24 protein-coding genes and 1 pseudogene are annotated in these 26,472 nt (G+C 54.6%); 2 read left to right on the top strand and 23 right to left on the bottom strand.

Translation table 11 applies throughout. The features are described 5' to 3' along the window. Positions 1-64: 64 nt before the first annotated feature. From E0E20_RS03090 to E0E20_RS03075, 4 genes are all read right to left on the bottom strand, one after another. Positions 65-1,096 (bottom strand): glycosyltransferase, encoded by a 1,032-nt coding sequence (locus E0E20_RS03090; protein ID WP_130836621.1) that lies wholly within the window; start codon positions 1,094-1,096, stop codon positions 65-67. Positions 1,097-1,137: 41 nt separating this feature from the next. After that, complete coding sequence (locus tag E0E20_RS03085; RefSeq protein WP_130836620.1) at positions 1,138-1,617, bottom strand: hypothetical protein; 480 nt, start codon at positions 1,615-1,617, stop codon at positions 1,138-1,140. Between the two features lie 138 nt (positions 1,618-1,755). After that, on the bottom strand, positions 1,756-3,810 hold the full coding sequence (locus tag E0E20_RS03080; protein ID WP_130836619.1) for a clostripain-related cysteine peptidase: 2,055 nt from the start codon (positions 3,808-3,810) through the stop codon (positions 1,756-1,758). A 23-nt stretch (positions 3,811-3,833) separates the two neighbouring features. Then, the gene (locus E0E20_RS03075; protein ID WP_165443953.1) at positions 3,834-4,379 is read right to left on the bottom strand and encodes a CAP domain-containing protein; all 546 of its coding nucleotides are present in this window, start codon (positions 4,377-4,379) and stop codon (positions 3,834-3,836) included. A 311-nt stretch (positions 4,380-4,690) separates the two neighbouring features. Here E0E20_RS03075 and E0E20_RS03070 point away from each other — a divergent pair, with 311 nt between their 5' ends. Then, complete coding sequence (locus tag E0E20_RS03070; protein ID WP_130836617.1) at positions 4,691-6,076, top strand: ATP-binding protein; 1,386 nt, start codon at positions 4,691-4,693, stop codon at positions 6,074-6,076. Between the two features lies 1 nt (position 6,077). Here the strand turns inward: E0E20_RS03070 and E0E20_RS03065 are convergent, their stop codons facing one another. From E0E20_RS03065 to E0E20_RS14735, 8 genes and pseudogenes are all read right to left on the bottom strand, one after another. After that, positions 6,078-6,431, bottom strand: coding sequence for a hypothetical protein (locus tag E0E20_RS03065; RefSeq protein WP_130836616.1), 354 nt, complete (start codon positions 6,429-6,431; stop codon positions 6,078-6,080). 131 nt (positions 6,432-6,562) lie between these two features. Next, entirely contained in the window at positions 6,563-7,438 is an 876-nt protein-coding gene (locus E0E20_RS03060; RefSeq protein WP_130836615.1) for an MBL fold metallo-hydrolase, read from the bottom strand. Between the two features lie 19 nt (positions 7,439-7,457). Beyond that, positions 7,458-8,219, bottom strand: a complete 762-nt coding sequence (locus E0E20_RS03055; RefSeq protein ID WP_130836614.1) for a class I SAM-dependent methyltransferase — start codon at positions 8,217-8,219, stop codon at positions 7,458-7,460. Further along, on the bottom strand, positions 8,216-8,980 hold the full coding sequence (locus E0E20_RS03050) for an L-2-amino-thiazoline-4-carboxylic acid hydrolase (protein ID WP_130836613.1): 765 nt from the start codon (positions 8,978-8,980) through the stop codon (positions 8,216-8,218). Before E0E20_RS03050 ends, E0E20_RS03055 begins: the two co-directional genes overlap by 4 nt. Before the next feature lie 250 nt (positions 8,981-9,230). After that, entirely contained in the window at positions 9,231-11,192 is a 1,962-nt protein-coding gene (locus E0E20_RS03045) for a glycoside hydrolase family 31 protein (protein ID WP_130836612.1), read from the bottom strand. Further along, positions 11,192-11,965 (bottom strand): carbohydrate ABC transporter permease, encoded by a 774-nt coding sequence (locus E0E20_RS03040; protein WP_242622634.1) that lies wholly within the window; start codon positions 11,963-11,965, stop codon positions 11,192-11,194. The genes E0E20_RS03045 and E0E20_RS03040 overlap by 1 nt, the downstream gene beginning before the upstream one ends. Positions 11,966-12,014: 49 nt before the next feature. Then, a complete protein-coding gene (locus E0E20_RS03035) occupies positions 12,015-12,914 on the bottom strand; it encodes a carbohydrate ABC transporter permease (protein WP_130836610.1) in 900 nt (299 codons plus the stop codon). A gap of 139 nt (positions 12,915-13,053) precedes the next feature. After that, positions 13,054-13,113 (bottom strand): annotated as a pseudogene (locus E0E20_RS14735) (hypothetical protein); the annotation flags it as partial. 157 nt (positions 13,114-13,270) lie between these two features. Between E0E20_RS14735 and E0E20_RS14730 the strand changes: the two are divergent. Then, entirely contained in the window at positions 13,271-13,498 is a 228-nt protein-coding gene (locus E0E20_RS14730; RefSeq protein ID WP_442911469.1) for a hypothetical protein, read from the top strand. 30 nt (positions 13,499-13,528) lie between these two features. On the opposite strand, the gene E0E20_RS03025 is transcribed toward E0E20_RS14730, so the two are convergent. From E0E20_RS03025 to fmt, 11 genes are all read right to left on the bottom strand, one after another. Next, the gene (locus E0E20_RS03025; protein WP_130836608.1) at positions 13,529-14,554 is read right to left on the bottom strand and encodes a LacI family DNA-binding transcriptional regulator; all 1,026 of its coding nucleotides are present in this window, start codon (positions 14,552-14,554) and stop codon (positions 13,529-13,531) included. A 144-nt stretch (positions 14,555-14,698) separates the two neighbouring features. Beyond that, positions 14,699-16,603, bottom strand: coding sequence for an EAL domain-containing protein (locus E0E20_RS03020; protein WP_130836607.1), 1,905 nt, complete (start codon positions 16,601-16,603; stop codon positions 14,699-14,701). Between the two features lie 435 nt (positions 16,604-17,038). Next, a complete protein-coding gene (locus E0E20_RS03015; RefSeq protein WP_130836606.1) occupies positions 17,039-17,803 on the bottom strand; it encodes a hypothetical protein in 765 nt (254 codons plus the stop codon). A 31-nt stretch (positions 17,804-17,834) separates the two neighbouring features. Continuing rightward, entirely contained in the window at positions 17,835-18,521 is a 687-nt protein-coding gene (locus E0E20_RS03010) for an ABC transporter ATP-binding protein (protein WP_130836605.1), read from the bottom strand. Then, complete coding sequence (locus tag E0E20_RS03005) at positions 18,496-18,876, bottom strand: GntR family transcriptional regulator (RefSeq protein ID WP_130836604.1); 381 nt, start codon at positions 18,874-18,876, stop codon at positions 18,496-18,498. Before E0E20_RS03005 ends, E0E20_RS03010 begins: the two co-directional genes overlap by 26 nt. A 239-nt stretch (positions 18,877-19,115) precedes the next feature. Then, positions 19,116-20,018 carry a ribosome small subunit-dependent GTPase A gene (rsgA, locus tag E0E20_RS03000; RefSeq protein ID WP_130836603.1) on the bottom strand — a complete coding sequence of 301 codons (903 nt, stop codon included), beginning with the start codon at positions 20,016-20,018 and terminating at the stop codon, positions 19,116-19,118. A gap of 9 nt (positions 20,019-20,027) precedes the next feature. Beyond that, the gene (gene pknB, locus E0E20_RS02995) at positions 20,028-22,208 is read right to left on the bottom strand and encodes a Stk1 family PASTA domain-containing Ser/Thr kinase (RefSeq protein WP_130836602.1); all 2,181 of its coding nucleotides are present in this window, start codon (positions 22,206-22,208) and stop codon (positions 20,028-20,030) included. 68 nt (positions 22,209-22,276) lie between these two features. Beyond that, complete coding sequence (locus E0E20_RS02990) at positions 22,277-23,020, bottom strand: Stp1/IreP family PP2C-type Ser/Thr phosphatase (RefSeq protein ID WP_330508763.1); 744 nt, start codon at positions 23,018-23,020, stop codon at positions 22,277-22,279. Between the two features lie 9 nt (positions 23,021-23,029). Then, positions 23,030-24,064 carry a 23S rRNA (adenine(2503)-C(2))-methyltransferase RlmN gene (gene rlmN / locus E0E20_RS02985; protein WP_130836945.1) on the bottom strand — a complete coding sequence of 345 codons (1,035 nt, stop codon included), beginning with the start codon at positions 24,062-24,064 and terminating at the stop codon, positions 23,030-23,032. Between the two features lie 18 nt (positions 24,065-24,082). Then, on the bottom strand, positions 24,083-25,498 hold the full coding sequence (rsmB, locus tag E0E20_RS02980; RefSeq protein ID WP_130836601.1) for a 16S rRNA (cytosine(967)-C(5))-methyltransferase RsmB: 1,416 nt from the start codon (positions 25,496-25,498) through the stop codon (positions 24,083-24,085). Between the two features lie 34 nt (positions 25,499-25,532). Beyond that, positions 25,533-26,468, bottom strand: a complete 936-nt coding sequence (gene fmt / locus E0E20_RS02975; protein WP_130836600.1) for a methionyl-tRNA formyltransferase — start codon at positions 26,466-26,468, stop codon at positions 25,533-25,535. Positions 26,469-26,472: the final 4 nt, after the last annotated feature.

Below are 26,472 nucleotides of genomic sequence, written 5' to 3'. Positions count from 1 at the left end.
TGTCCTGAAATTGACAGAACAAATCCGCCGTGAAGTCTGATTCCGCTTTTATTCTCCGAGGAACTCACCGCCACTCCCCGCTGCTCTCCCACCGTTCGCCGCCACTTTCTTTCCGCGATACGCTGCCGTATTTTTTCTGTATCGACTGCTCGCTCCGCAGCATGAGACGGACGAGCACATTATGCCCGCGCCGCCTCATTTTCTCCCGGAATGCCGGGTCGCTGTGAAGATCAGCGGGCGTCGACGCGCCGTGCCGGTGTATGATCGGCGCGGTCTCCGCCAGCATCGTGCAAAGACCTGCCTTATGAAGATACAGGATCGTGGCGTATTCCTCCCCGTAAAGAAAGGTCTCCGGGTACATGCGGTCATAATGGCGGAAGAAGTCCGGGCCATACATATAGCCGCAGCCGACGACCGTATATTCTCCCCGCTCGATCCGGCTTCTTCCGGCCTCTTTTCCGGCCTCCTTTTCCGCCGTTCTCCTCCGCCTGCTCCGAAGTGTTTCCAGTACAGGAAAATACGTCTTCAGCATCCGGAGGCAGAGGTACTTTGCCCTGAAATGCACGCGCAGCGCCGGCGAGCCGTCCGTGTTCACCACCATCGGATTGACGACGCCGACCCCCGGCTCCCATGCGCGCACCATCTGCTGCAGAATATACGGATCGGAAAAGACAAGATCCGAATTGGCCAGAAAAATAAAATCCGCCGGCTCCCCGCTCTCCCGAAGTACCGTCTCCGGAAGACGGAGCTGACGAATTTCCGTATCTGTGCGTCTTCTGCGTCCGCGCAGCTCGTCGATTCCAAGGTTCATTCCGCCGGCAAAGCCCAGATTCTCCGGGGAATGAATCAGCGTGACAGCCGCCCTGTGCTCCGCCGGAATTTCATGACAAGGCTGCTTTTCTTCATCCGTCCGCGCTTCCCGGGCGGCCGGCATTTCATAGCGCTCCCGCAGGCGGCCGCAGGAATCATTGGCCGAGCCGTTGTCCACGATGACGAGGGACAGCACAATCCCTCTCTGCGCAAGAAGACTGTCCGTGCAGCGGATTGTCTCCTCATAATTGTTGAAATTAAGAACCACTACGCCGACCCGCTGCATTGCTCCGCCCCTCTGTCCCGCAATTTTATTCCCGCGATATGCTAAAAAACCAGCACGACGATTCCTGCGACAATTGCTGCACCGGCAGCCCAAATCAAGGTAAGAAAGCCTCGCTTTTTCAACACCTGCTTCCAAGTCTGAACAAACGGCAGTTCTTCGCAGCCTGCCAGTATCCAGAACCTGCTGTGCCCTACCCACAGTTTGTCAATTACGATGCCATCATACCAGTTCATCACCTCTAAAAACAACAATGCCAGCAGATACGCTGTTTTGAAATCTGATGCTCTGTGCCGCACACCGATGATAAGCACCAGCGCAGCCAGCATAACAATGCAGAATTCCGTCATGAAGATCTTCTGTTTGCGCCGCATCGCTTCTTTTGTGGTCAGGCCTATTGCAATGGCCCGATCCTGCACCGTCTTCGGATAAAAATACAGCACATCAATCGCTCCGCCTCTCACAGCATATCTCACCATTATGGTAAATAAAAGGCAGTACAAGACTAATTCCAATACAATCATAGCTTCATCTCCACAAGCCGGGATTTCACTCAATACTTGCAGCATTATATCATATTTCAGCCGCATTTTATGAATCTGACTCTTGCTATCAGCCAGACTTCTCCTGTGCGGCTGAACTGTCCCGCCTGCTTCGCTTTATCAGAATCCCATCCACAGCGACTCCGTATCATACCGGTTCCGATAAATATCCGTCAGCTCAAACTGAACCTGATATCCCGCAAGTCCCTGATAGCACGTCGCTTCCTGCTCCGTGACCGGCTCGTAGGAAACCTCAAGCAGCCCGTCGTAGATCAGCGGCTCGTCATTGATGTAATACGCCTGATAAGCGCTGTTTTCATAATCAATGAAATAATAGTAGAAGCGAAGCTCGTCTCCCTCCTTGAACGTACGGAGTCCCTTGGACGGAACCTCCGGCATATCCTCGCCGCTCTTTCGGTACCCGGCCACCGTTCCGTCCGGGTGATCCTCGTCCCAGCAGAGCATGATCAGAATATGCTCTTCCCCGAGCATCGCCGGCACGTAGCCGTACTGATACCAGTGTCCTCCCTCGCTTTCGCTCCTTTCGTATTCAAAATAGAACGGAACGTTCAGGCCGTTCAGCGCCAGCCACCTCCCGTCGTAATCGAACACGATATCTCCGTCGTAATCAATATGATACCGCACATCCGTCCCCATATCGATCAGCCCCTGCCCATTGTCGAGATAGCAGTCCATGCGGATGTCATTGATGTATTCCCATTGCCGGTCCGGCAGGTCAAGAGCGTAGTCGGCGTCCTTTTTCGTGATGCGCAGAACCGCGGCGTCAAGAAGCGCCTCTTCCTCGACCGCCGCTGCGGCCTCCGGATCATACCAGTCCGCCGTCCGGAACGCCTGCGCGGGGCTATCCGCGCCCAAGGCGCTGCCCCCGCCTGCCGCCGCCTGTCCTACAAGCATGGAATTGAGAAAGCGCGTGTAGAAGTCAAAATAGCTTTCTTCAAAGCCCAGCCCTCTCAGCATTCCCGTCAGCTCTTCAAAGCGCTCCGGCTGTTCATAGGGAAAATAGAATGCCAGACCGTGAATCCCCTCCTCCAGCGCATCGCTGTACACAACCGCGCTCTTTACCGCCTCGATCACGGCATCCCGTTTCTCCGGCTCACCCGGCATCTGTTCAAGGCAGCCGATCAGATCGATCTGCTCAAACTTTCCCTCTCCGAAGCCCCGGATCGTTCCCCTCGCATGCGAGTAGGCCGGATAACCCCCGTCCAGATCCCCGGCCGCCTCCTGCAGATAGTCCGAGAGCATGCCGCAGAGCGCCGGTATCTTCGCCAGCCGGATCACGGAGAGCGTATTCCCGTCCCAGATGCTGACATCCTCTCCGCGGACAAAATCATTCACGATCCTCCGTCCGAGCGCTTCTGTCTCCATCCCCGTATTCTCCCGCAGAGCCTCAAGAATACCGGTATAGCTCCATCCCGTTCCGGGCTCCGTCTCCTCCGAGGCGATCAGATAGTCCGCATAGGGTGAAACCGCCATGGCTGTCTCCAGCGTCCCCATGAGGCAGGCGTCAAAGCCGATAAAATCAAAATGCACGCCGCCGTCTGAAAACGCCTGACGAAGCGCCGAAAGAGAGAGCATCTCCTGCGGATACCGCTCATCGTAGCCGTAGCCGTTCAGTGTGCCGCAGCCGTGATTCCAGAGTATGATCCCATAGCGCTCCGCGGGATATTTCTCTCTGGAAAATGTGATAAAGTCCGAGAGCGTTTCCGCATCCGCCATGCTCCGGTCTCCGACCGTTTCGAGCAGCTCCAGCTTTCCGTCTCTGACCTGATAGCGCTGCACCTCGGGGGCGATTCCCTGCGACAGCCACTTTTTTGCGCCACCGGTCTGAATCAGAATATGCAGTCCTCCCTCATCTTCCCCTGTCTCCTCGGCCGCATTCGCACCCAAGTCAGGAGCCGGGGCCGCAAGCATCTCCATGAGATCCTCGGAGGCTGCTCCGTATTCCGACTCGAGATCCGACCCGATCATATACACCAGCAGCGTAAAGGAGGGCGCCCCCGCTGTGCCGTCCGAAGAAACCGCCGCATCGGCAGACGGCGCCCCCGGCGCTTCATGCAAAGAGCCTGCGCTCCTCCCGCAGGAGGACAGCAGCAGACTCATCATCAGCAGAAACATTACGATCCCCGGTATATCCGTCATTTGCGCTTTTCTCATATCCACATTTTTCTCCCGGGCGTTCAATATCCGAATTCCTGCGACCAGTACCAGACCCCTCCGATCTCTATTACGCCGATTCCGCAGGTCTTGAAGCCGGGCGTGAGGATATTGTCCCGATGGGTGGGCGAAGCCATCCACGCCGCGACGACCTCCGCCGCACTGTTGTATCCCATGGCCAGATTTTCCCCGTACATGAGATCGCTGTTCACCGTATACCAGTCTGTTCCGTCCGGCCGTGTGTGAGAGAATGCCGCCGGCAGCTCCGCCGAGCGCACCAGTCCGCACTGCGCGAGCGGATCACTCCATGCAAGCTGTGATAGTCCCGCCGCAGCCCGCTGCTCATTGACCAGCGTCAGCGCCGCCGTTCCGGCGCCGTAATACGCATCGCTCTGCCAGACGGCGCCGGTGAGGGCGCCGGAATCCATCGTCACCGCGCCCGGCGTCTTGGTCTTTTTCCGGCGGGCCGCCTCATCGTCGGCCCGGCCCGCGCTCCCATGGGCCACATTCCATATGATCAGCGCGGCAAAGAAAATCAACATCGCCGCAAGGATGCTGATGATAAGCATTCTCCTCTTTCCCGCCGTTTTCATCTCTTCACCTTTCCGGCCGCAGCCATGCCGATTGATTCACATGCAGGCAGCAGGTCAGCGTCATGCCTGCATGCCCCTCATAGCCGCCGCAGATCAGATCCGTTTCCCCTCGCAGCGGGCTATAACATACGCTACTTCATTATACAGTATAAAATCGCGTTGCGCCCGGCGGCATCCGCCAAACGGATGATTCCCGAAGCGTTCCCATGGCTGACTCAACTTGCATTTTTGCAGGACTAAGCGTATGCTTTAGTCAGAGCTCATTGAGTCAGAAAGGATTGACTAAAATGAAATTTATTGGACGTACGCAGGAGCTTACCAAATTATCCAAGGCATTCAAAAAGAATGCATTTGATGCTTTCATAATTTATGGCCGCCGAAGAATAGGCAAAAGTGAATTAATCAAACAGGCATTGCGTGATTCAGATCTTATGGGAATTTATTATGAGTGCAAACAGACTTCCGAGAAGAACAATATTGTAAGCCTTTTATCCATTATTTCTGAAAAAATGAATATGCCGCCGCTCGGTTTCGCAACCATGGAGGATACTCTGCATTTTCTTTTTCAGAAATCGCAAATCGACCCATTTATTCTTGTGATCGATGAATATCCCTATCTTCGGGCAAAGACAGAGGGGCTGGACAGCATCTTTCAGGTGCTGATCGATCAATATAAAGATACTTCAAAAATGAAGCTGATTATCTGCGGTTCATTTGTAGATATCATGCGTTCTATGATTGAAAAAGAAAATCCGCTATACGGAAGAATGACTGCCATTGAACTAAAATCAATGGACTACTTTGATACACAGAAATTTTATCCGCGCTATTCTCCAGAGGATAAGGTTCGCATATTCAGCGTCTTTGGCGGTATCCCATATTACAACAGACAGATCGATGATTCGCTGAGCGTACGTGAGAATATGATGAATCTGATCGTAGAGCCGGGATCGCGGTTTGAAGATGAGGTTACAAATTATCTGCAGACAGAAATAGGCAAAATCGAAAATGCGAACGAAGTGTTCGAGACTCTTGCAAAAGGATATTCCAAGTACAAAGACATTCTTGACCAGTCGCACGTATCCAGCGGACCTGCTCTTGCCGATGTACTGAAACGGCTTGTACATATGGAGGTCGTCGTCAAAGAAACGCCGATCAATGACGAAAATAACAGGAAGAAAACCAGTTACCATATCAGTGATAATCTCTCACTGTTCTTCTTCCGTTATATTTTTCGTTTCGCCTCTCAAAGAAGTATTATGAACCCGGATATTTTTTATGACAGATATATCTCAGAAGATTTTGAATCCAGATATGTACCAAACCGGTTTGAGATCATCTGCAGGCAATATCTGATCCGGCAGAATAAAATGGGAACCATAGAAGAATCGTTTGAGAGGATCGGCAAATACTACTATGATTTGCCAAAAGAACGAAAGAACGGGGAATTCGATGTAGTCACGGAAGACAAAAACGGATACTTCTTCTATGAAGCAAAATTCAGAACAAAGCCTATTACAGAGCAGATCATTAAAAAGGAAATCGAGCAGGTGAATCATAGCGGATTAAAAGCGTATCGTTATGGCTTCTTTTCCCGAAGCGGATATGATGCTGACGAATCAGAAGATGCCAGAATCAAGTTAATTTCACTGCGGGAAATGTATCAAGACTGATTCAATATGTTTCAATCGTTCCGCCATCGCTGAAGCAGGCGCGGATGAACTTTTTCATGTTCCTGAACCCGCCGAGCGCTTTCTTCTCTGCAAAGATCATCCTCATTCCATCAAAAAAGCCGATTCTGCCGCCGGCCCCCTCTCCGGACAGTATGAGATATCCCTCATGATGATCCGACGCGGCATAGAGAACGCCGCCCTTATACGCAGCCTGCACGATCGCATGGATATAGGTAAACACGGCCTCTCTTGTGGGGAGGAAGCCGATCAGGCCGGTATCTTCTTCGTTATATCTGTATTCATAAAAAGCGTCCGCAACCTGACGGGAAATTTCCTCTATCTGCTTGCTGCTCATTCCCTCAAGCCTGATTACGGATTCTGATCCACTCTGAATATCCTGTCTCGGCATTTTCATATACGTACCTTTTTGCCTCTCCTCACCCGACTCCGGAAAGAAGTACGCCGCCCGGCGGCGCGCCATAGGCTTCACCCGGCTTCATACGCTTTGGGAAGACGTATGGTTCTCGCTTTTTCCTCTGTATCGTCCGATTCATCGTAACCGTCAAAGGGAGCTGTCGGATCGATCGGCTTCTGCTTTCTCTTCCATACGCTGCAGGCCTTGTCGATATGGCGAAAGGCAAAATCGAAGTCGTCCGTCCAGCCTGTATGGCCTGTGCATATGACCGGCCGTAAATTGCGGGAACGCAGAATAGACCGCAGCTTGAATAATGAGCGGCTCTGTTCCTCTATATCATCGGCCAGCCCATTAATAAAGCCATATCCTCCATCGGCGCCAAGCCATAACGCATCTCCGGTAAAAAGATAGCTGTCATCCACAAGGTAAACCATATGGCCTTTGGTGTGCCCCGGGCACAGAATCGCTTCCGCCTTGATGTCTCCGATGCGAAATATATCTCCATCTTTCAAAAGGCTCTTGCGGTTGTCGATGACAACCGGAGGAAGCGTGTACAGATGAAACAGAACCCGGCGCTTCTCTTCCCCTGTCAGATATCGGTTCTCCGTCTCGCCGATATACAGCGCTGCGCCGCGAAACAAGCCCGGGCTGTCGCGCTCCACTGCACCGACATGGTCGGTGTCCTGATGAGTGATCAGGATCTCATGAACCATGGATGGCTTCAGATCAAGCCAGCCCATCTTTTCTTCCAGCCGGTCATAATTGTACCCGGCGTCGATCATCAGCAGCTGACCGCCTTTCCTGTAAAAGAAAATATTTGCGACCCACTCCCGGACCGTGCAGACACGGCCGTCGATCCATCCCGTATTCAGGGGCTTGAAAATTCCTTTTCCCCGGTAGCTGCGGGACATCGCTTTTCTCTGGAACTCCGTCGCTTTCTTTGACATGGCCTCTTCCCCCCCTTTCTTATTTTCTCCCGAGCAGAAGAGCCGAGCCGCCAAGTCCCATCCACCGCGACTCCGAGTGGGTCATAAACAGCCCGTCCGTCGTCGGGATCAACCGCACTTCGCTGCAGCCCATATCTTTCAGCTTCTCCACAAAGGCATCCATATCGCCATATTTTGACTTCGAGAAAATGTCATGAATGGCAAAGGTACCGCCTTTCTTCAATATGCGCAGCGCCTCCAGAAGAAGCTCCTGCCGGTTTTTTGAGGGAATATTGTGATACACATAATTGCTGGCGACGGCATCAAAGCTTTCATCCGGGAAGTTCAGCGAGACGGCATCCCCTTGCACAAAGCGGGTATTTGTCACGCTTTCCGCCTCTGCATTTCTCTCACAGAGCTCCCGGCTGAAAGAAGCATAGTCCTTTCCCCAGCGGTCAAGCCCCGTGATCACCGCAGCCGGATTTCTCTTTGCACAGGCGATTGTCAGCGCACCGCTCCCGCATCCGACATCCAGCAAGGCTCCGCCGGCAGGCACGTTGACATATTCCGCAATCCCCTCAATGATCTGACGGGACATCTGCCTTTTTCCCCGGTAATCAAATGCTCTGTACATGGCAATCATCCACAGCAGTACAGCCGAAAAAACAATACATAGAATACCTGCCGCGATCCGTGCGGGAACGTATGAAACCCATATGCCGGTCACAGCCGCCAATGCTGCGGCCGCCGCGACAATCAAAATCATCCCTTTCGGCATCCAGTTTTTATAATCCGCTTTCACTTTGCCGGCCTCCTCCGTATTCCTGAAATCACATGCGTTCTGTCCTCTTTCGTCAGCAGCAGTCCGTTGTCCATCTCCGCGACGGGATTTGTCCCTGCCAAGGGACTATTGTCCGCAACGATCATGTAATCGCACACCGCATCCCCGTTCGAGCAGGTCGTCGGACGGATCAGATACAGATGCATCGCCTGTATCAGCCAATGATCCATGTTGCAGAGATACGGCAGAATTGCCATCATATCATGCTCCCTGCAGTAATCGCAGATCGGACAGCCTCGAAGTCCGAAATGAATCCCCTCGCCTGTATCGCGGTATACTTCCATCCCCCATGTGTTATGCCAGTCCTTATGAAGATGGGGCTTCAGTTTTATCTGGTAGCGTTCCAGACGCCTGATAAACAGCTTCCGCGAGAGCTTTCTGCTGATCAGAAACCGGCCCGGGAGCTTTCGCAGCAGATTCAAATGCTTATCCATCACGCCGTGCATGAGGGCATTGATTTCCTCTTCGCTGAGCTTTCGTTCCATCACCTCATAGAGAGCAAGCATCCATGCGGCCTGATACAGGTTATGGCTCATCCTGTTGGCCGCCCCGCCGATATCCGGTGCTTCGCTCAAAATGCGGCTGTACGTCTGCTTTGTCTTATGCCAGTAGAAATCAGCCTTATCCGCTCCATACCGCTTTGCAAGCGCATTCCGGCACGCAGGCTCCATCATCCTCTGATACTTCTTTGTGATCCTTTGCTTCTCTTTTTCGCTCAGCATTTGTCTGCGCACCTCCGCACCTGACAGCGATGAGCTCTCTTATCCGCTCTCGCGCCCTGTCCACGCAAAAAGGAGCACAGAGATGCTTTCTCCATGCTCCCATATTGCCGCATCCTTATCGTGAAGCGTCTCTATATGCTTCAGAATAACACGGTTTGTCTTAGCTAACAACAGTTTATTGCCGCATTCAAAAAGTATTGCGGACATCGTTCCGTACCGGAAGCGGCCACAGTGGCTTTCTTATGCTGATTTATAACCGGGAAATCCCGTCGTCCGCAAACAGGCTGTACGCATCGCTCCCGCAGTCAAAGCATTCATACCGAAGAGCGGAATAATCAATCCGACCGGTTCTGCCCGCCGGAACCGCCATGGGAAGAGCATGTCCCTTTCTGATAAACACCAGAACCTCGTTTAACGCCGCGGCAATGTAATGATGTCCCTTTTCCACAATTTCCGTATCATAGTCGTCATAGCTCCTGAACCGGCACAGCTTCATCTCCTCCGGAACATACACATATCTTCCGCCGGCATTCTGTTTATAGACAGGCGCTATCATAAGGCTCTCGCCGACAAGCAGCTGATCCTCCGTCTCATACGCCATATCGTCCTCCGGATAGGCAAAGCACAGCGGCTTAAACAGCATGTCGTCATTGCTTACGGCTTTCATAAACTCCGAATAGAGATACGGAATCAGCGAGTATCTGAGCCTCACGATGTTCCGGAAGCTCTCCGTATCCGTAAACCGGTAGAGCTCCTGTCTCCGTGTGCCCTCCGCAGAATGATTCCGGAAAAGAGGGGTGAAAATCCCGAATTCCGTCCATCGCATCAGCAGGTCTTCCGTGACATCCGCTCCAAAGCCTCCCACATCCGCGCCGCTGTACAGAAATCCGCACATATTCAGCGCGGGCATCTGCTGGATATTCAGGAGCAGATGGCTCCACCACGACTTATTATCGCCGCACCATACGCCGCCATAACGATGCATCCCGATATAGGAGGAGCGGGAAAACATCAGTATTCTCTTATCAGGGGACAGCCTCTCAAACGCCTCTCCCGCCGCTCTCGTCATGTTGTAGCCGAATATATTATGAACCTTGTCATGCCGGTATCTTGCGCCCTTGTAGTCATGATAAAAGCGTTTATAGTCCGCCTCGTTGTTCGCAAGGCTGGTCACCATATCCTGCAGCCTGAAAAAGGACCGGATATCCAGATTTTTTCCCTCAAGCTCCCTGATCTGTTCAAACACCTCATGCAGGTGATCCTCCGTGTAAAAAACGGCCGGCTCGTTCATATCGTTCCAGAAGCCGTCTATTCCGCAGTCTAAAAGAAGCTTGTACTTATCCCCGAACCATCGTCTGGCCTTTTCATTCAGAAAATCCGGAAAATGAACCTTGCCCGGCCAGACGGCCGCGACCAGATTCTCCCCGTTTTCTTTTTTGCAGAAATAATCGCCCGCTATGCCCTCCTCGTAAATATCGTAGCCCTTTTCAATTTTTACTCCGGCGTCGATAATCGGAACAAGATGGATATTCTTCTCCGCCATCTCCTTTACAAACGCTTCAAAATCAGGGAATCTCTCCTCGCTTACGGAAAAATCCTTGTAGCCGTCCATATAATCAATGTCCAAGTAAACGCTGTCTATCGGGATATCCGCTTTTTCATACTGATCGACGACCTCCCGGACCTGCTGCTCATTCATGTAGCTCCACCTGCTCTGCCCGAAGCCGAAAGCCCACAGGGGAGGAACATAGCTTTTCCCGATGATCGCCCTGAATTGTTTTACAATGTCCAGTATGCTTCTGCCCTCGATGACATATAGATACGCATCGAAATCCTCAAAGCATATGGAAAAGAAATCCTTTGCCGTATATCCGATATCAAAGGATACCTGCCCCGGAGTATCCACATACATTCCGAAGCCTCTGTCCTTTCCCCATAAGACAAAAAAGTTCTGCGCCGCGTACAGGGACCGTTTATCCTCTGTATGAACGGGATCATCCGAGCAGTTGCTTGTATAAATGAAGCCCCTTTTGTTCATTCCCCGTACGGTTTCACCAAGACCGTATACTCTGTCCTTTTTATCCATCGGAAGAACCATTTCGTTCTTTCCGTTTACTTTTTCATAATAAGGAACCGGCCCGTCCTCGACAGGCAGATCGGCGACGACAGAGTCTGTCTCTATCGGATTCCCAATACGGTATTTTCTGATCATTATCCTTTCACTCCTCCTACTGTGATTCCCCGCTTCATCTGCGTCTGTGCGGCGATATATATCATAATGATGGGCAGCATAGACATCAGACTGCCTGCCATCAGAACATTATACTCCGTATCATACTGTCCGTTCAGCGTATTTAACGCCAAAGTGAGCGTCATTTTATTTTTGTCGGACAGCATGACAAGCGGCCATAAATAATCATTCCATGCTTCCATAAACGTAGTAATGGAAAGCGTCGCCAGCGCAGGAAGCATCATCGGCATGATAATATCCTTATAGATTTGAAACAGCCCCGCACCGTCGATCCTGCCGGCCTCCATGTAATCATCCGGCAGCGCCCTCATATTCTGCACAAGCAAAAATACTGCAAACGCTTTGAAAACAGGCGGAGAAATGACGCTTGTATAGGTATTGATCAGCGAAAGCCTGTTCATAATGATGAACATCGGGATAAGCGTTATCTGAACCGGGATCATCATCGAGGTCAAATATAATGCAAAGATCAGCTTTGCTCCCCGGAATCTGATTTTGGCGATCGCAAACGCCGCCATAGACGCGGACAGCACGGTGATCGCAACATACATGACGGTAATGAACGCGCTGTTCGCGATGGCTCTGGCAAAAGGGAACAGGGTAAACACTTTCTTATACGAATTAAGCGAGGGATGCTCGGGAATCCATTGGATGGGAAGAGCCATCAGGGCTCCCTTTGATTTCAGCGAGGTCGAAATCATCCAGTACAGAGGAATGGTGACGATAACCGTCAATGCGGCTGCCCCTATGTAAAATAAGATATTATAAACTGCCTTCTGTGTCTTACGATTCATAATGCACCCACACTTTCTGCATTTTAAGCTGGGCCAGAGTCAATATCCGTATGATCACAAACAGCAGCCACGAGTATGCCGCGGCATATCCCATTTTGAAATAGCTGAATGCGTATGTATAGATTCGTTCAACCATTACCTGCGTCGCGCCGTTCGGTCCTCCCTCCGTCATAATCAGCACCTGCGGGAACAGCTGAAAGGCGTTGATCAGGGACATAATCAGGCAATAGAATAACGTCGGAGACAAAAGGGGCATCGTCACGCTGAACAAGGTTCTCAGTTTTCCTGCGCCGTCCACCTTGGCCGCCTCGTAATAGGTCGGATCGATTCCTCTGAGGCCTCTGAAAATGTATAACCCGTAATATCCCATGTCTTTCCATACGGAAGCCAGCACGATGCCGGGCATAGCCCAATATCGATTGGTCAGCCAGTCCGGCCCTTTCATCCCGAATATCCCTATGATGGAATTGATAACCCCATACTGCGAGCTGAGCACCCACTTCCAAATGAGACTGGCCGCCACCCATGAGGTTAAAACCGGGACATAAAAAAGGACTCGCATGACGCCTGTCAGCTTTTTGTCCGTATGCAAAATAAGCGCAATGATCATGGAAAAAATAAATCCGAGAGGAATATACAGCACGATATAATACAGAACATGCAGAAGCGTATTCCAGAACTCCTTATGCGTCAGCAGCCGGATATAGTTTTGAAATCCCACAAAATGATCCGGTATCGTGTGAATCGTGAATTTTTCCAGACCGCTCCAGTCTGTCAGGCTGAGCGCGGTCGCCATAAGAATCGGGAAAAAACTGAATATCATCATTCCCACGATGCTCGGAAGCATGAACGGTATCGCCTGAACTATTTTTTGCTTTTCCTTTGACATAGTATTCTCCAATGCCGAAGTGCCCCCGAAGAGGCACCACGCAGCGGGGCAGCCGTGTAAAAAATGAGCCTGCAGTCCATTTTTCTTTATACCTCGCCCCGTTCCATATATAAAATGTGGCCTCATCACTCCACGCCTCGAGAACCATGACCGTGGCGGGAAGATCGTATTTTCCCAGATTTTTGACGACCTCCTCCACAGCCCTCTGCGAATTCCACCGATTTGCCGAGACCCATGGACCAAAGGCATATTTGGGGGGGCGCCTTTATCCCGCCGATATAGCGGTTAAATTCCCTGACAATATCCGCCGGGTCCCCCTGAAACAAAAGCAGCGAAGCGCTCAGCGGAACGCTGCATTGAATGTCATCGTCAAACGCAAAGGCCGTCTCGCAATCCGTCTCGACAAACAGTCCCCACCCGGAATCCGTAAAAAAGAACGGGATGCTGCAATAAGTCTTCTCTCCCTGATTGCAGAACTTTTCCTCAACCCGATTGATACAGCTGTGTCCCTTTTGCCTGTTTTAATTGTTTCGCTGCTTTTTCCTGTATCGAGTCGTATCATGAATATCACCATGCCGTCATGAATATCGCCATGCCGAAAGGCGCCGCGGGATTTATCGCACCGGCTCCCTCACGCTTTCTCTTTCCACCACCTCAAACTGCATGGCGATATCCTGCCTTGGATAAGACCTGTTCTCGAGAGTTCTTGCCAAAATCTCGACCGCCATTCTCCCTTTGCCATAAATATCCTGCCTGATTGTGGTCAGTCCAGGCGTGATATATCCGGATATTTCCAGATCATCAAAGCCGATCACCGAGTAATCAGCGGGAACATGCTTCCCCATCCGGTAAAAGCCCTTGATGGCGCCGATGGCTAAAACATCCGCCGTCGTGACAATCCCCGTGACCGGTATTCCGTCCCTTACGATTTTTTCCGCCGCTTCCACTCCGCTGTCAAAGTCAACCTCCCCCTCAAAAATCAGAGCCTCGTCATATGGAATCCCGCACTCAGACAACGCTCTTTTATACCCTTCATGGCGCTTCTTGATCACGCCGTCCTCTTTCATCCTCCCGGACAAAAAGCCGATTTTTGTATGATGCTTTTCCAGCATATACTTTGTGGTCATATACCCGCCGAGCTCATCGTCAATCCTGATGTTGTGAAAATGCTCATCCTTGCAGTAACTGTCAATCAGCACGGCTGGAATCCCTATTTTTTTGAACTGCTCGAAAAATTCGTCGGGATAAACGCCGATGGCGATCACCGCGTCCAGATTTCTTTCATACACGAGCTTCCGGTAGGATTCATCCACATCCGTCCCGGAAATCAGTATGTGATATCCGATCTTTCGGGCGTGATACTCGATCGCGCTGATGATCTCGCTGTAAAAGCTGTTCTGAAACATCAGCTGACTGCCGGGCTCTGTCTGCGGTATCACCACGCCCACCATTCTCGACATCTTATTCGTCAACGAGGCCGCGCCGAGGTCGGGAACATACTGGAGCTCCTCGACTGCCTTTTTTACTTTTGCTCTCGTCTCTTCCGTGATCGGCCTATCGGCATTGTTCAGAATATATGACACTGTCGCTTTCGATACGCCCGCCCTCTCGGCAACATCTTTCAGTGTGGCTCGTTTCATGCTGTATCCTCACTTATTTAATCGGTTAAATTGATAATACATCGATCCGCTTCAAATTTCAATACTGCTGCCGCAATTTACGGTGAAAGTCCAGCCGCGATGATCCTGACCCACGGAGGCCCTGCTCACCGGCGGACAGGGACATCAGCGACGACAACAGGTATGAGCATGAAGCGACTCACAGGCGCTCAGAAATTCTTCCACCGGAAGCGGTCTGGAAAAGAGAAAGCCCTGAAGGAAGTCGACGCCCAGCCGTTCCAGTTCATCCGCGGCCTCCCGCGTCTCCACGCCCTCCGCTGTGACGGTGTAGCTAAGACTCCGAAACGCGCTGATTGTCATCTCGAGAATCGCGTCCGGCTGCCGGAAATGATCCCATACCAGCTCTTTATCCAGCTTGATGTTACGGAAAGGCAGTTCCTTGATCCGGCACGCATTGGAATACCCACTGCCGTAATCATCCAGCGCAAAAATAAATCCCGCCTCCTCCATCTGCTTCATGAACCGGAGGAGCCGCTGCCGGTCAATGCAGGACTCCTCGGTAATTTCCAGATGAATCCGTCCCGGCTGAACCCCGTATCGGCCGGCAATCGCGCGGAACTCGCCGGGCACCGTCGGATTCAGGCACTGCACCGGGGAAAGATTGACGTTGATCCACTGCAGTCCGAGTCTCTCGCTGTGCTCCGCAAAGAACGCGCAGGCGCGGTCAAAAATCTGTTTTCCGAGACTCTCGATTGCTCCGTTCTGCTCCGCCAGGGAAATAAACTGATCCGGGAGCACACAGCTCCCGTCTGTATCACGCAGGCGCATCAGAGCTTCTGCACCCGCAAGCTTCCTCGTCCTTGCATCCACAATGGGCTGCAGGAACATCTCCACAATATTCTGCCGTGCCGCGCCCGCAAGAAGCTGCTTGACATGCCAGTCCCGCTTGACCTCTGCGAGCTCCTCCGGCGTCACCATGAATCCCCGGCAGCCGGCGCGCTCTCTCCGGAGCAGAATCGACTTCATGCTCTGAATCAGCTCCAGATGAGACGTTATCCCGCAGCGATCATCGGTCACGGCAAACACCGGCGTCAGATAAAACTCCCAGTTTCCGAAGCGCCACGGACGGCGGAAGCGCTCTTTCAGCTCCGTCACCGTCTTTCCCGCATCAAAGTCCGCCCCTCCGAGCAGGCAGAACCTGCCCTCCGCATAGAACATGCTGACATCGGGATAGCGGTCCTGCAGGAAGCGTCCCACCTCCATGACGGCGGCGTCGACCTGCGCCTTCCCGCAGATCTCGATATTCTCGTAATAGAGACTTATCTTAAACGCAAAAAAGCAGTATGCGCCCCGTGGCAGCCTCTCCTCAAGGGCTTCCTCCAGCGCATCCTCGTTGAACATCTCCGTATTGCCCTGCTGATAAATATCCGGGTTTTCAAAGGCGATGAATACAAAGGCGATCGCCAGATTCCCGAACATTCCCATGCCGACGTTCCGCTCCATCATCGCGCGCACAAGAGTCCCGACAAAGAGCGTCAGCAGATACAGCGCGGCAAAATATATCTGGAATACGGTAAAGCGTTTCCTCTGCTTCCAGAGCAGAACAATGCAGATCAGAACATAGAGTATCGTCTGGGAAAAAATCAGATACATCAAGCTGCCGCGCCGGTAACCCAGAGGATCAAAATAAAATACCCTCGTCCTCCACATGTCCGCCAGCGTCACAAAAATCGGCAGGACGAGCAGAAGCTGTCCCGCTCGTTCAAATATTCGTTCCGTCCGCGCAGTCAGACCGAAGAGCAGAATGGAATAGTAATAAAAAAAGTATGCCCTGAACACGATGCAGAGAATGTACAGAGTATTCAGAAAAACAAGAAGTGCAACAGAATGTTGTCTGTGCCCGGCATTCATGTGCGCGGACAGCAGATTGGCCGTCATGGTGAGAACATGACTGTACATCAGAATATTAAAAACCCGGCTGCGGCGGACCGGCAGCTTTCTGCGCATAAAGCGATCTGCAAAAAGCGCCAGCATGACCAGAACATCAATCGCAGCAAATAGAAAGATCATTTCCCGTCTCCCTCTCAGCTTTGTTTCCGCGCATCCAGAAATTCTGCACAGGAAGCTTTCGATTCGCAAAGAAAGAGACACAAAACAAGGCGCAAAATCTTACAATTCTGCCCACCCCCCCCCCGAAAAATTCAGACATTTTATGAAATGATCCATTGCCTGCTCTGTCCTGCTGTGATATTCCATCTATTCTATGTGATTTCCTTTCCGCCGACAGCGGAAAAACAGACCGCTGTCTCCCCGCCTCTGCCATATGTCTATAAAATAACATAGTCTTTCTCTCCGCACAACAGCCGGTCTTACCGCCGCGCAGAGGTAAACGGCGGTCCTGCGCCGCGGCGGCAGCCTCTGGTTCCGGCTGCCGATGAGCTTCTGTTTCGGGCGGCTCTCGGCAGCTTCTTCCGGCGCGGGCCCAAACCGCCGTTCTCCGAACGCTTATACGCTCAGCTTCCGGTCCATAATCCAGCCGGCCGAGAGGTAAAGCGCGATCACAATGACAACATCAAAGCCGATGAAAAGAAGCAGTCCCGACAGTCCGTTTCCGTGCGGAAGCACAAAGCCTTTCAGATATCCCCAGAGCACGGACACGGCCACAAAAAAGGCAAAGCTGATCAGCGCCCCGAAGCGCTTCCCGTTCATAATCGCCGCCTGCAGAACGACGGAGAAAAATGCCGCTGCAATGACGCTGATCCACCACACAAGGATTCCCAGAGCAGCGCTGAGCGCCGCATTTGCCGTCAGGCCCTCGGAAGCGAGCTCGAGCCGCAGCATGCGGTACGCCTCTCCCGGAATACCCGCCGTATTCACAACAAGAAGAAGTACATCGACAGCGGCGAGCGCGATGAAGAAAAGACCGCCGGCAACAGCAGAAAGCATGCTCTCAAGGAACTTCGCCCCGAGAATCGAGTAGCTGCTGTTCGGCGTCATGAACAGCATATAGCTCTGCTTGGAATTCAGTTCCCTGTAAAGAAGCTGAATACTCTGCAGGGCCCAGAGCTGCGGCCCCAGCAGTCCGCAGAACATCAGCCCTATGGTTCCCGCCATAAGGAATCCCACATAACTCCCGTCGTTCTGAAAATTCGTCCCCTTTCCCGACAGAAAACCGATCAGAAAGATCGCTTCCATGACAAAGGTCAGCACGATGACAGCGATTTTAAGAGACAGGGTTTTCCGAACCTCATATTTGAACAGCGTTAACATAAACATCCTCCTTTGTATCCGCCGAAGCGTCTCACTGCATGATTTCCCGGTAGCGGTCCGCAAGCGACTGCCCGTGCTCCGAGCGCAGATTCTCCGTATCACAGATTTCCACAATTTTCCCGCCGCGGATAAATACCGCTGTATCCACAACCGTCTCGATTTCCTCGACCAGATGGCTCGACAGCACCAGCGAGACGCCCTCTTCGAGAGAGCCGACAATCGTCTCCATAATGCGGTCTCTGGCGATCAGATCGATGCCGTTCAGCGGCTCGTCCAGAAGATATACCCTCGCACGCCGTGCAATCGTGACGGCGATTTTCAGCTTTGCCATCATTCCCGAAGAAAGATTCTTTACTTTCAGCTCCTCTGAGAGCTCCATTTTCCCCAAAAGCTCACGGAAGAGCTCCATGGAAAAGTCCTCGAAAAAGTCCTCATAGTAGCGCCCGACGTCGCGGATTGTCATCCATGAATAGAAATACGGCTCTGTGGACATATAGGCGACAGAACGGCGGCTGCAGATCCCGACCGGATCTCCGTCAAAGAGCATCTCTCCCGCGCTCGGCTTTGTGAGCGAGGCGGCGATCTTCATCCATGTCGTTTTTCCGCTCCCGTTCGGTCCGAGAAGCGCATAGATTCTGCCCGGCTCGATCCGAAGCGTCACATCCTCCAGCGCCCTCTTATTCAAAAAATATTTACTGATTGCTCTGCTTTCCAGCATCGTTGTTTTCCTCCTCCCGTATCATGTCCGTAATTTCCTCTGTCGTAAAGCCGAGCTCCCGCATATTCTGCATGAAGTATGCGAGCAGCTCATCCGCCATCTCCTGCCTTATCCTGTCGACCAGACCGGGATCCTCATTGACAAAGGTTCCCAGCCCCCGCTTTGTGTGACAGATTCCCTCCTGCTCGAGTACCTGATATACCCGGACGGAAGTGTTGGGATTGATCCGATAGCGGATTGCCAGATCGCGCCCGGACGGCAGCTTGTCGCCGGCCCGAAGCACGCCGGATGCAATGTCCTTTCGGATCGCGGTCACGACCTGCAGGTAGATCGGAATGGATGCGTCATAATTCATTCTGTCCTCCTCTCTTTCCTAGTGCACTATTATATTAGTGCGCTAGGAAAGTATTCGTCAACAGCGATACGTAAAAAATTGCCGGCACATTTTTCCTATAAGCCCGTTTTGTCCTGTAAGCCGCAAAAAACCCTCCCCGCAGGGAGAGCTTTCACATTCAGAGCTTTTATATTTAGAACTTTTACATTCAGAATTTTCGCATTCGCAGCCCGGCGCGGACGGCGTCCCCCTCAGGGCGGTCAGCGCGGCGCATCTTTCCGGTATACCGGTTTTCTGCTTTTCAGTTCCTCATACAGCTCACGGTAATTCTCGTAGCGGATTCTTGAAATCGCTCCCTCCCGGGCGGCCTGCCGCACGGCACATCCGGGCTCCTCCAGATGCCGGCAGCCGTGAAAGCGGCACTGCGCCGCCGGTCCCTCGAACTCCGGATAGCAGTCCCGCAGCTGCTCTGCGCCGATCCCCTCGAGAAAAAGCGAGGTAAAGCCCGGCGTATCGCAGACATAGGCGCCGTCCCCCGCCGAGAAAATCTCCACATGACGCGTGGTATTCTTTCCTCTCTGAATCTTGCGTGTGAGCTCGCCGGTCTCCATCTGCGCGTCAGGGCACAAAAGATTGATCAGCGTCGACTTTCCGACGCCGGAGGGACCGGTAAAAACGGTCGTCTTTCCCGCGAGCCGCTCCCGGAGCCGCTCTACGTCCGCCGGATCCCGCGTGCTCATGAACAGGACGGACGCGTCGCAGTGCTCATAAATCTCGCGCAGCTCATTCCTCTCCGCCTCACCGGCGAGATCGGCCTTATTGAAGCAGAGCATGGCGGGCAGCCCCGCCTCCTGCATCGCGATAAGAAAACGGTCAAGCATATTATAGCTCGGCGCAGGCCGGGTAATGGCAAAGACAAGAAGCGCCTGATCGACATTTGCCACGCTCGGACGCAGAAGCTGATTCCTCCGGGGCAGGATGCGCGTCACATTCCCCTCTTTCGGCTCGGAAGCAAGATCCGTCACGTCAAAAAGAACATCGTCCCCCACTAACGGCTTTACGCCCATCGAACGGAACACACCCCTCGCCCGGCAGCGGTACTGCTCCGTCCCGGTATGCACTTCATAAAAGCCGGAGAGGCTTCGGATGATCTTTCCCTGCAAAGCGCCTCCTCAGGTATCCGGTGTAAATGTCAGCGCCCGGGTGATTGTCTGCTGACTGGTGCCGCCCGGCGCCGTGACCGCCGCACCGGTGGAGGGATCCGTCGTCACCGTCGAATCCGCCGTATAGGCCCATGTCATCTGAAGCGTCGCCGTGGCGGAGGAGACATGGAGAATGCTGAACGCCTGCGGGAAGCTGTCGTAGGTCGTATTGAGCAGCGTCGTACCGTCCGCCGCAATGATCACGACATAGACCGGCGTTCCCGGGCGGTAATTCGGATTCTCCGCCGCGGAGGGCGCCGCGATGTCTCCGCTGTAACTGTATGTCGCAGCCTTGTCCCGGACGACCGTGATGTTGACTTTCGTCCCCTCCTCGACATAGCTGCGCGGCTTCTCGCTCTGCTCCGTCACAAGCCCTTTCAGATTGTTGTCGTCGCTGTCCACCTCCGTGACCTCGCCGAGCGCCAGACCGGATTCCACGAGGAGCGCCATAGCGTCCTCCTCCGTCATTCCCGTGAGCGTAGGCACCGCCACCTTGCCGGTCGTATCCTCGCCGGAGCTGACAGTGATCGTAACCACCGTTCCGCTCAGCGCGGTGCTGTTCCCCTCCGGATCCTGCGATATCACGATGCCTGCCTCTACATCCGCGCTCGGCAGCTCCTGCACATTGACCTTAAAGCCTTTCTGCGCAAGCTGGGACTTGGCGACCGCCTTGTCCTGTCCCTTTACATCCGGAACGTCGACCATGGTTCCGTCTGTCCCGGCGCTTACCGTCAGCTCCACCGCCGTGCCGGAGGCAAGCTCCGCCCCCGCCTCCGCGCTTGCGGAGATGACTTTCCCGGATTCGTACTCCGAAGACTGCGCATAGATCACCTGCGGCACAAGCCCCAGATTTTCAAGCTCTGTTTTCGCCGTTTCCACATCCTTGCCGACGATCCCGTCCGGGAAGACCACCATGCCGGATTCCGCACGGGTGTCATCCGTCCCGGAGGCATTTCCCCAAAAGCCCATGGCGCGGCCCGCGAGGAAAATGATCACAAGACCGATGAGAAGCGCCGCCAGCACGGAAAGAATGGTGGTAAGCCGCTCCATGCGGGGGCTGTAATCGTCCTCGTCGTCATTAAAGTCGTCCCCGTAATCATCCTTTTCGTAGCGGCGGCGCACATCGCGCTCAAGCCGCATCGGCTCTGCGCTGCGCGGCCGTCCCTCGCGCGGCCGTCTGGGTGCGATCTCCTCCGGGTCGTCCAGCTCCTCCGGAGCGGGACGCTCGGGACGCCGGTCATACTGTCCGCGGATATCTCTGCGGTCGCGCTCCGTCGCCATGCGTGTCGCCGATTCCTCATCGGGATCCACGCGCTGAACAAAGTCCTCCTCCGGATGGAGGAGCGATTCTTTCAGATCCGCAATGAGCTCCGGCATGCTCTGATAGCGGCGGTCCGGACTCTTCTCGCAGCATTTCAGGACAATCTGTTCCACGCTGCGGGGGATTTCCGGGACAAAGCCGCAGGGAGAGGGCATCGGCTGCTGGATGTGCTTGATGGCGATCGCCACCGTCGTCTCCCCGTTGAAAGGGACACGCCCGGTCAGCATTTCAAACAGCGTGATGCCGAGAGAATAAATGTCGCTCTTCTCGTCGCTGTACCCACCGCGCGCCTGCTCGGGCGAGGTGTAGTGAACGGAGCCCATGACATTGGATGTGATCGTATTGCTGGTCGCCGCTTTCGCAATGCCGAAATCCGTGACCTTGACCTTGCCGTCTTTGGAAATGATGATGTTCTGGGGCTTGATATCCCGGTGAATGACATGATTTCTGTGCGCCGCGTCCAGTCCCATGGAGACCTGTATCGCGATGCTGACCGCCTCCCGGACCGAGAGTCTGGCCTTTTTTTCGATATATTTTTTGAGCGTGATCCCGTCGACCAGCTCCATGACAATGTAATAGACGCCCTTTTCCTCTCCGACGTCATAGACATTGACAATATTCGGGTGCATCAGCCCGGCGGCCGCCTGCGCCTCCACGCGGAATTTGGAGACGAAATTCGCATTGTCCGCAAACTCCTGCTTCATGACCTTGACGGCGACAAAGCGGTTCAGCTTGTGGTCTTTCGCCTTATAGACATCCGACATCCCGCCCGTTCCGATTTTTTCAAGAACCTCATAACGATCGGCGATCAACATTCCTATCTTAATCATTCAAAACCTCATTGCGCGGCTGCTGTGCAGCGCCGGCTCTTCTGCTGCCTCCCGCAGAAACGGCAGGGCTACTCTCCCATCGGATATGGTTCAATCAGAATTACCGTAATATTATCCCGTCCCCCGTTCCGGTTCGCCTCATTCACCAGCTCTCTGGCCCGCTCGTCCTCCGTGCCGTCCTCATGAACAATCTGCGCGATCCGTTCATCCTCGACCATGTTGGTGAGGCCGTCGGTACACATCAGTATGGTGTCGCCGCTGCGGATCGTCTCGGAAAAATAGTCGAGCATAAGCTCCTCCTCCGCGCCGACCGCCCGGGTGATGATGTTCTTGTCCGGGTGCGTTCTCGCAACCCGCTTATCAAGCCCCCCGGCAAGAACCATTTCCTCCACAAGAGAGTGATCCACCGTCACCTGCCGGATCGTTCCGTCCGCCGAGACAATGTACAGCCTGCTGTCCCCGACGTTGACGGCCATCATCCGGTCCCCGTCCACCGTGCACAGCACAAAGGTCGTTCCCATGCCGTAATATTCCTCATGCTCGGCCGCCGTATCGCGAAGTCCGCGGTTTGCCTCTGCCAACGCCCGCTGCACCAGTTCCCGCGGCTCCCCGCGGTCGGAGCTGCGGATCGCCTCCACCACCCGGTCCACCGCATAGCGGGAGGCAAAGTCCCCGGCCCGATGGCCGCCCATGCCGTCCGCCACGATATACAGATTTGGAAATCTGCCCACCGGGGCATCCGAGGTGTAGAAGCTGTCCTGATTCAGTTTTCGTTTCTGTCCGATATTGGTGATCGCGGCCGATTTCAGCATAATTCTCCGTTACGACAAAATGTGCCTGCGTCTTAACTGCCCGCAAGCACCGTCAATGTCTCTGCCCATCTCTCTCCTAATAGTAACATTAACGCCGCTTTTTTCAAGTCTGTTTTTGAACGCCTGCACGGCCTCTGCGCCCGTTTCCACATAGCCGCGCTCCTTTACGGGGTTGACCGGGATCAGGTTGACATGCGCCCGCAGGGAGAGCGCCAGCGCGGACAGTCCCTCCGCATCGGAGACGGAATCGTTCACGCCCCGGATCAGCGTGTACTCAAACGTCACCTGCCTGCCGGTCGTCTCATAATAAAAGCGCAGCGCGGACATCGTCTCCTCGATGGTATAGGTCTCCGCGACCGGCATGATTTCCCGCCGCCTCTCATCCGTCACCGCATGCAGGGAGAGCGCCAGCGTGATCTGCAGCCCCTCGCGGGCAAGCTTCCGGATCCGGGGAACAATGCCGCAGGTAGAGACGGTGATGCTCCTCTGGCTGAGATTCATCCCCTCCTCACAGCAAAGAAGACGGAGAAAGCGGACCAGATTGTCGTAATTGTCCAGAGGCTCCCCGGTTCCCATCACCACCACATGCGATATTTTCTCCCCGGTGATCCGCCGTATTTCATAGATCTGCTCCAGCATCTCGGAGGCGGCGAGGTTCCGCTCCCAGCCGTTCAGCGTGGACGCACAGAACCGGCACCCCATGCGGCAGCCGACCTGCGAGGAGATGCAGACGCTGTTGCCGAAGCGGTAGCGCATGAACACGCTCTCGACAAAATTTCCGTCGGGAAGGGCGAACAGAAACTTCTGCGTACCGTCAAGCGCCGAGATCTGCCTGTCCTCCATGCGGAGCGTGTTCCACGCAAAGCTCTCCCGGAGCCCCGTCCGAAGCGTAGCGGGAAGATTGGTCATCTCATCAAAATTCCGCGCAAGCTGCACATGGATCCAGCGAAAAATCTGATCCGCGCGGTACCGCGGCATATGAAAGCTCTCCAGATAGAGCCGGAGCTCCCCGGGCGTCAGTGATTTGATATCCGTCATACGCATCTCCACAGCGGAGCGGCCCTACCGTTCCGGAAAACGGAATCTGGCGATGAAAAAGCCGTCTGTCCCGTGAATATCCGGCATAAGCTGCACGGTATTGCCCCGGATCCCTGGAAGTCCCTCCGGCAGCAGCCCTTTCAGCGGATCCGGGAGCAGTCCCAGCTCGCGCTCGATAAACTCCGCGTTCTCCTCATTCTCCATCCTGTTGATCGTGCAGGTGCTGTAAATCAGAACGCCGCCCGGCTTTCCGTAGCCGGCGGCCCGGCGCAGAATCTCCCTCTGCAGGTGCGCCAGTACATCCAGATCCTCCCGCGTCACGCGGTAGCGGATACCCTGCTTGCGCCCCATGACGCCAAGCCCGGAGCAGGGAGCGTCGCAGATCACAAGATCCGCAGTTTTCCTCTCGCTCTCCGGGATTTTGGCACGCGCATCCCGTATTCCCGCCGTAACCAGAGACGAAAGCCCCATGCGCTCCAGATTTTCCTCGATGCGGCGAAGCTTTCCCGGGTACTGATCAAAGGCAAACACCCGGCCCGCATGCAAAGCGCCCGCCGGAAGTCCACCCGCGCCGGAAAGGCCTCCGCCGTCCTTGCCTGCCGCCGCACAGGCAAGGAGCTTATCCGCGCAGTGCATGGCTTTGCCGCCCGGCGCCGCACAGACGTCATAGACGGTCTCCCCGCCCCGTATGCCCGCCGCCTCCGCGCAGAGCTGCGAGCTCTCGTCCTGCACCGTGAAAGCCCCCTCGGCAAAGCCCGGGAGCCTCCGGATATCCGCTGTGCCGCGCAGAGAAAAGGCATACGGGAGCCAGCGGGAGGGGACGGGCTCCGCACCGGCTGCCGCGAGCTCTGCAAGGAGACGCTCCCGTCGGGCGGGAGACAGAAATTCCCGGAGCCGTATCGTGACGGGGCGGATCCGGTTCATCATCTCCGCAATCTCCTCTGCGCGCTGCCCGCCCTGCTGTTCCCGCCAGAGCGCAAGGATCCAGTCCGGAATCGAATAGCGGATATCCGTCCGCCCGGAGGAGAGTTCCGCGCGCAGGCTCTCTTTTTCGGCGGCCACGCGCCGCAGCACCGCATTGACGAAGCCGGCGAGGTTTCCAAAGCCATACCGCCTCGCGAGCTTCACCTGCTCGTTGCAGGCCGCCGCATCGGGCACCGCGTCCATATAAAGAATCTGATAGATTCCCATGCGCAGAATCCAGCGTATGGCGGGCCGGAGTCGAGCCGCAGGCTGCCTTGAAAAGCGATCGATCACCGCATCAAGGCGCAGGCGGTCGCCGAGGCACCCCTCCGCAAGCCGCTTGAGAAACGCTCTCTGGTTCTCCGGCAGCTCCGCGCGCTCATCGAGCGCCCGCCGGAGCTCCGCGGAGAAGCGAACCGGATCGCGCTCCGTCTCCATCAAAATGCGGAGAACCGTATTTCTGCTGTTCCGTTCCATGAGTCCTCTCTCCGCTTTCTCTTGTTTCCCGCGGTCAGCCGAGCCGTTCTCCCCGCTTCACCGGGTATCCCCTCAGAAACTCCTCCGCGGAGATCCGCTTTTTCCCCTCAAGCTGCACCTCCGTGAGCGCAAGCACGCCGTCGCTGGTGCTGACATAGATGTGCCCGCGGTCGGTTCCGGCGACCGTCCCGGGCAGAAGCGCATCCTCTTCCGTCTGCTCTCCCGCATCTCCCGCCCAGAGCTTGAGCTTCTTCCCCCGGAACACCGTGCAGGCGCAGGGCCACGGATTGAGCCCACGGATCCGCCGCTCGATGACGGCGGCGGACTCGTTCCAGTCCACCGTCCCCATATCCCTGCGCAGCATTCCGGCGTAGCTCGAGAGCCTTTCATCCTGCGGAATCCGCGTAAGCTCCCCCGCGGCGATGGCCGGGAGGGCTTTCACAAGAAGCTCCCCGCCGAGCGCCGCCAGTTTTTCATACAGGCTCTCACCGGTCTCTTTCGGTGCAAGCGGGATCCTCTCCTGAAACAGGATATCCCCCGTGTCGAGCCCCGCGTCCATCTGCATGATGGTCACGCCGGACTCTTTCTCCCCGTCGATGACAGCCTGCTGAATCGGCGCCGCACCCCGGTATTTCGGCAGGAGCGAGGCGTGTACATTGACCGCCCCCCGCGGCGGAATATTCAGAATTTCCTGCGAAAGAATCTGACCGAATGCTGCGACCACAATGAGATCGCAGTCCTCCTCCCGGAGACGCGCCGCCGCCTCAGGATTCCTGATGCGGTCCGGCTGAAAAACCGGAATGCCCCACTTCTCCGCACAGCGCTTGACCGGCGTCTTCTCCATTTCACGCCCCCGTCCCCGCGCCCGATCCGGCTGCGTGACGACAAGGCAGACTTCCTCTCCCGCCTGCATCAGGGCCTCGAGGGGCGCCACGGCAAAATCCGGCGTTCCCATAAAGATGATTCTCATTTGC

The organism is Lachnoclostridium sp. Marseille-P6806 (assembly GCF_900625025.1).
GTDB lineage: Bacteria > Bacillota > Clostridia > Lachnospirales > Lachnospiraceae > CAG-791.
This window is presented reverse-complemented; position numbering and strand designations above follow the sequence as displayed.

Bases quoted from the DNA above. Each gene is read 5' to 3' on its own strand.
- E0E20_RS03090 (WP_130836621.1), bottom strand. From the start codon at position 1,096: ATGCAGCGGGTCGGCGTAGTGGTTCTTAATTTCAACAATTATGAGGAG.
- E0E20_RS03085 (WP_130836620.1), bottom strand. From the start codon at position 1,617: ATGATTGTATTGGAATTAGTCTTGTACTGCCTTTTATTTACCATAATG.
- E0E20_RS03080 (WP_130836619.1), bottom strand. From the start codon at position 3,810: ATGAGAAAAGCGCAAATGACGGATATACCGGGGATCGTAATGTTTCTG.
- E0E20_RS03075 (WP_165443953.1), bottom strand. From the start codon at position 4,379: ATGCTTATCATCAGCATCCTTGCGGCGATGTTGATTTTCTTTGCCGCG.
- E0E20_RS03070 (WP_130836617.1), top strand. From the start codon at position 4,691: ATGAAATTTATTGGACGTACGCAGGAGCTTACCAAATTATCCAAGGCA.
- E0E20_RS03065 (WP_130836616.1), bottom strand. From the start codon at position 6,431: ATGAGCAGCAAGCAGATAGAGGAAATTTCCCGTCAGGTTGCGGACGCT.
- E0E20_RS03060 (WP_130836615.1), bottom strand. From the start codon at position 7,438: ATGTCAAAGAAAGCGACGGAGTTCCAGAGAAAAGCGATGTCCCGCAGC.
- E0E20_RS03050 (WP_130836613.1), bottom strand. From the start codon at position 8,980: ATGCTGAGCGAAAAAGAGAAGCAAAGGATCACAAAGAAGTATCAGAGG.
- E0E20_RS03045 (WP_130836612.1), bottom strand. From the start codon at position 11,192: ATGATCAGAAAATACCGTATTGGGAATCCGATAGAGACAGACTCTGTC.
- E0E20_RS03035 (WP_130836610.1), bottom strand. From the start codon at position 12,914: ATGTCAAAGGAAAAGCAAAAAATAGTTCAGGCGATACCGTTCATGCTT.
- E0E20_RS03025 (WP_130836608.1), bottom strand. From the start codon at position 14,554: ATGAAACGAGCCACACTGAAAGATGTTGCCGAGAGGGCGGGCGTATCG.
- E0E20_RS03020 (WP_130836607.1), bottom strand. From the start codon at position 16,603: ATGATCTTTCTATTTGCTGCGATTGATGTTCTGGTCATGCTGGCGCTT.
- E0E20_RS03015 (WP_130836606.1), bottom strand. From the start codon at position 17,803: ATGTTAACGCTGTTCAAATATGAGGTTCGGAAAACCCTGTCTCTTAAA.
- E0E20_RS03010 (WP_130836605.1), bottom strand. From the start codon at position 18,521: ATGCTGGAAAGCAGAGCAATCAGTAAATATTTTTTGAATAAGAGGGCG.
- E0E20_RS03005 (WP_130836604.1), bottom strand. From the start codon at position 18,876: ATGAATTATGACGCATCCATTCCGATCTACCTGCAGGTCGTGACCGCG.
- pknB (WP_130836602.1), bottom strand. From the start codon at position 22,208: ATGATTAAGATAGGAATGTTGATCGCCGATCGTTATGAGGTTCTTGAA.
- E0E20_RS02990 (WP_330508763.1), bottom strand. From the start codon at position 23,020: ATGCTGAAATCGGCCGCGATCACCAATATCGGACAGAAACGAAAACTG.
- rlmN (WP_130836945.1), bottom strand. From the start codon at position 24,064: ATGCGTATGACGGATATCAAATCACTGACGCCCGGGGAGCTCCGGCTC.
- rsmB (WP_130836601.1), bottom strand. From the start codon at position 25,498: ATGGAACGGAACAGCAGAAATACGGTTCTCCGCATTTTGATGGAGACG.
- fmt (WP_130836600.1), bottom strand. From the start codon at position 26,468: ATGAGAATCATCTTTATGGGAACGCCGGATTTTGCCGTGGCGCCCCTC.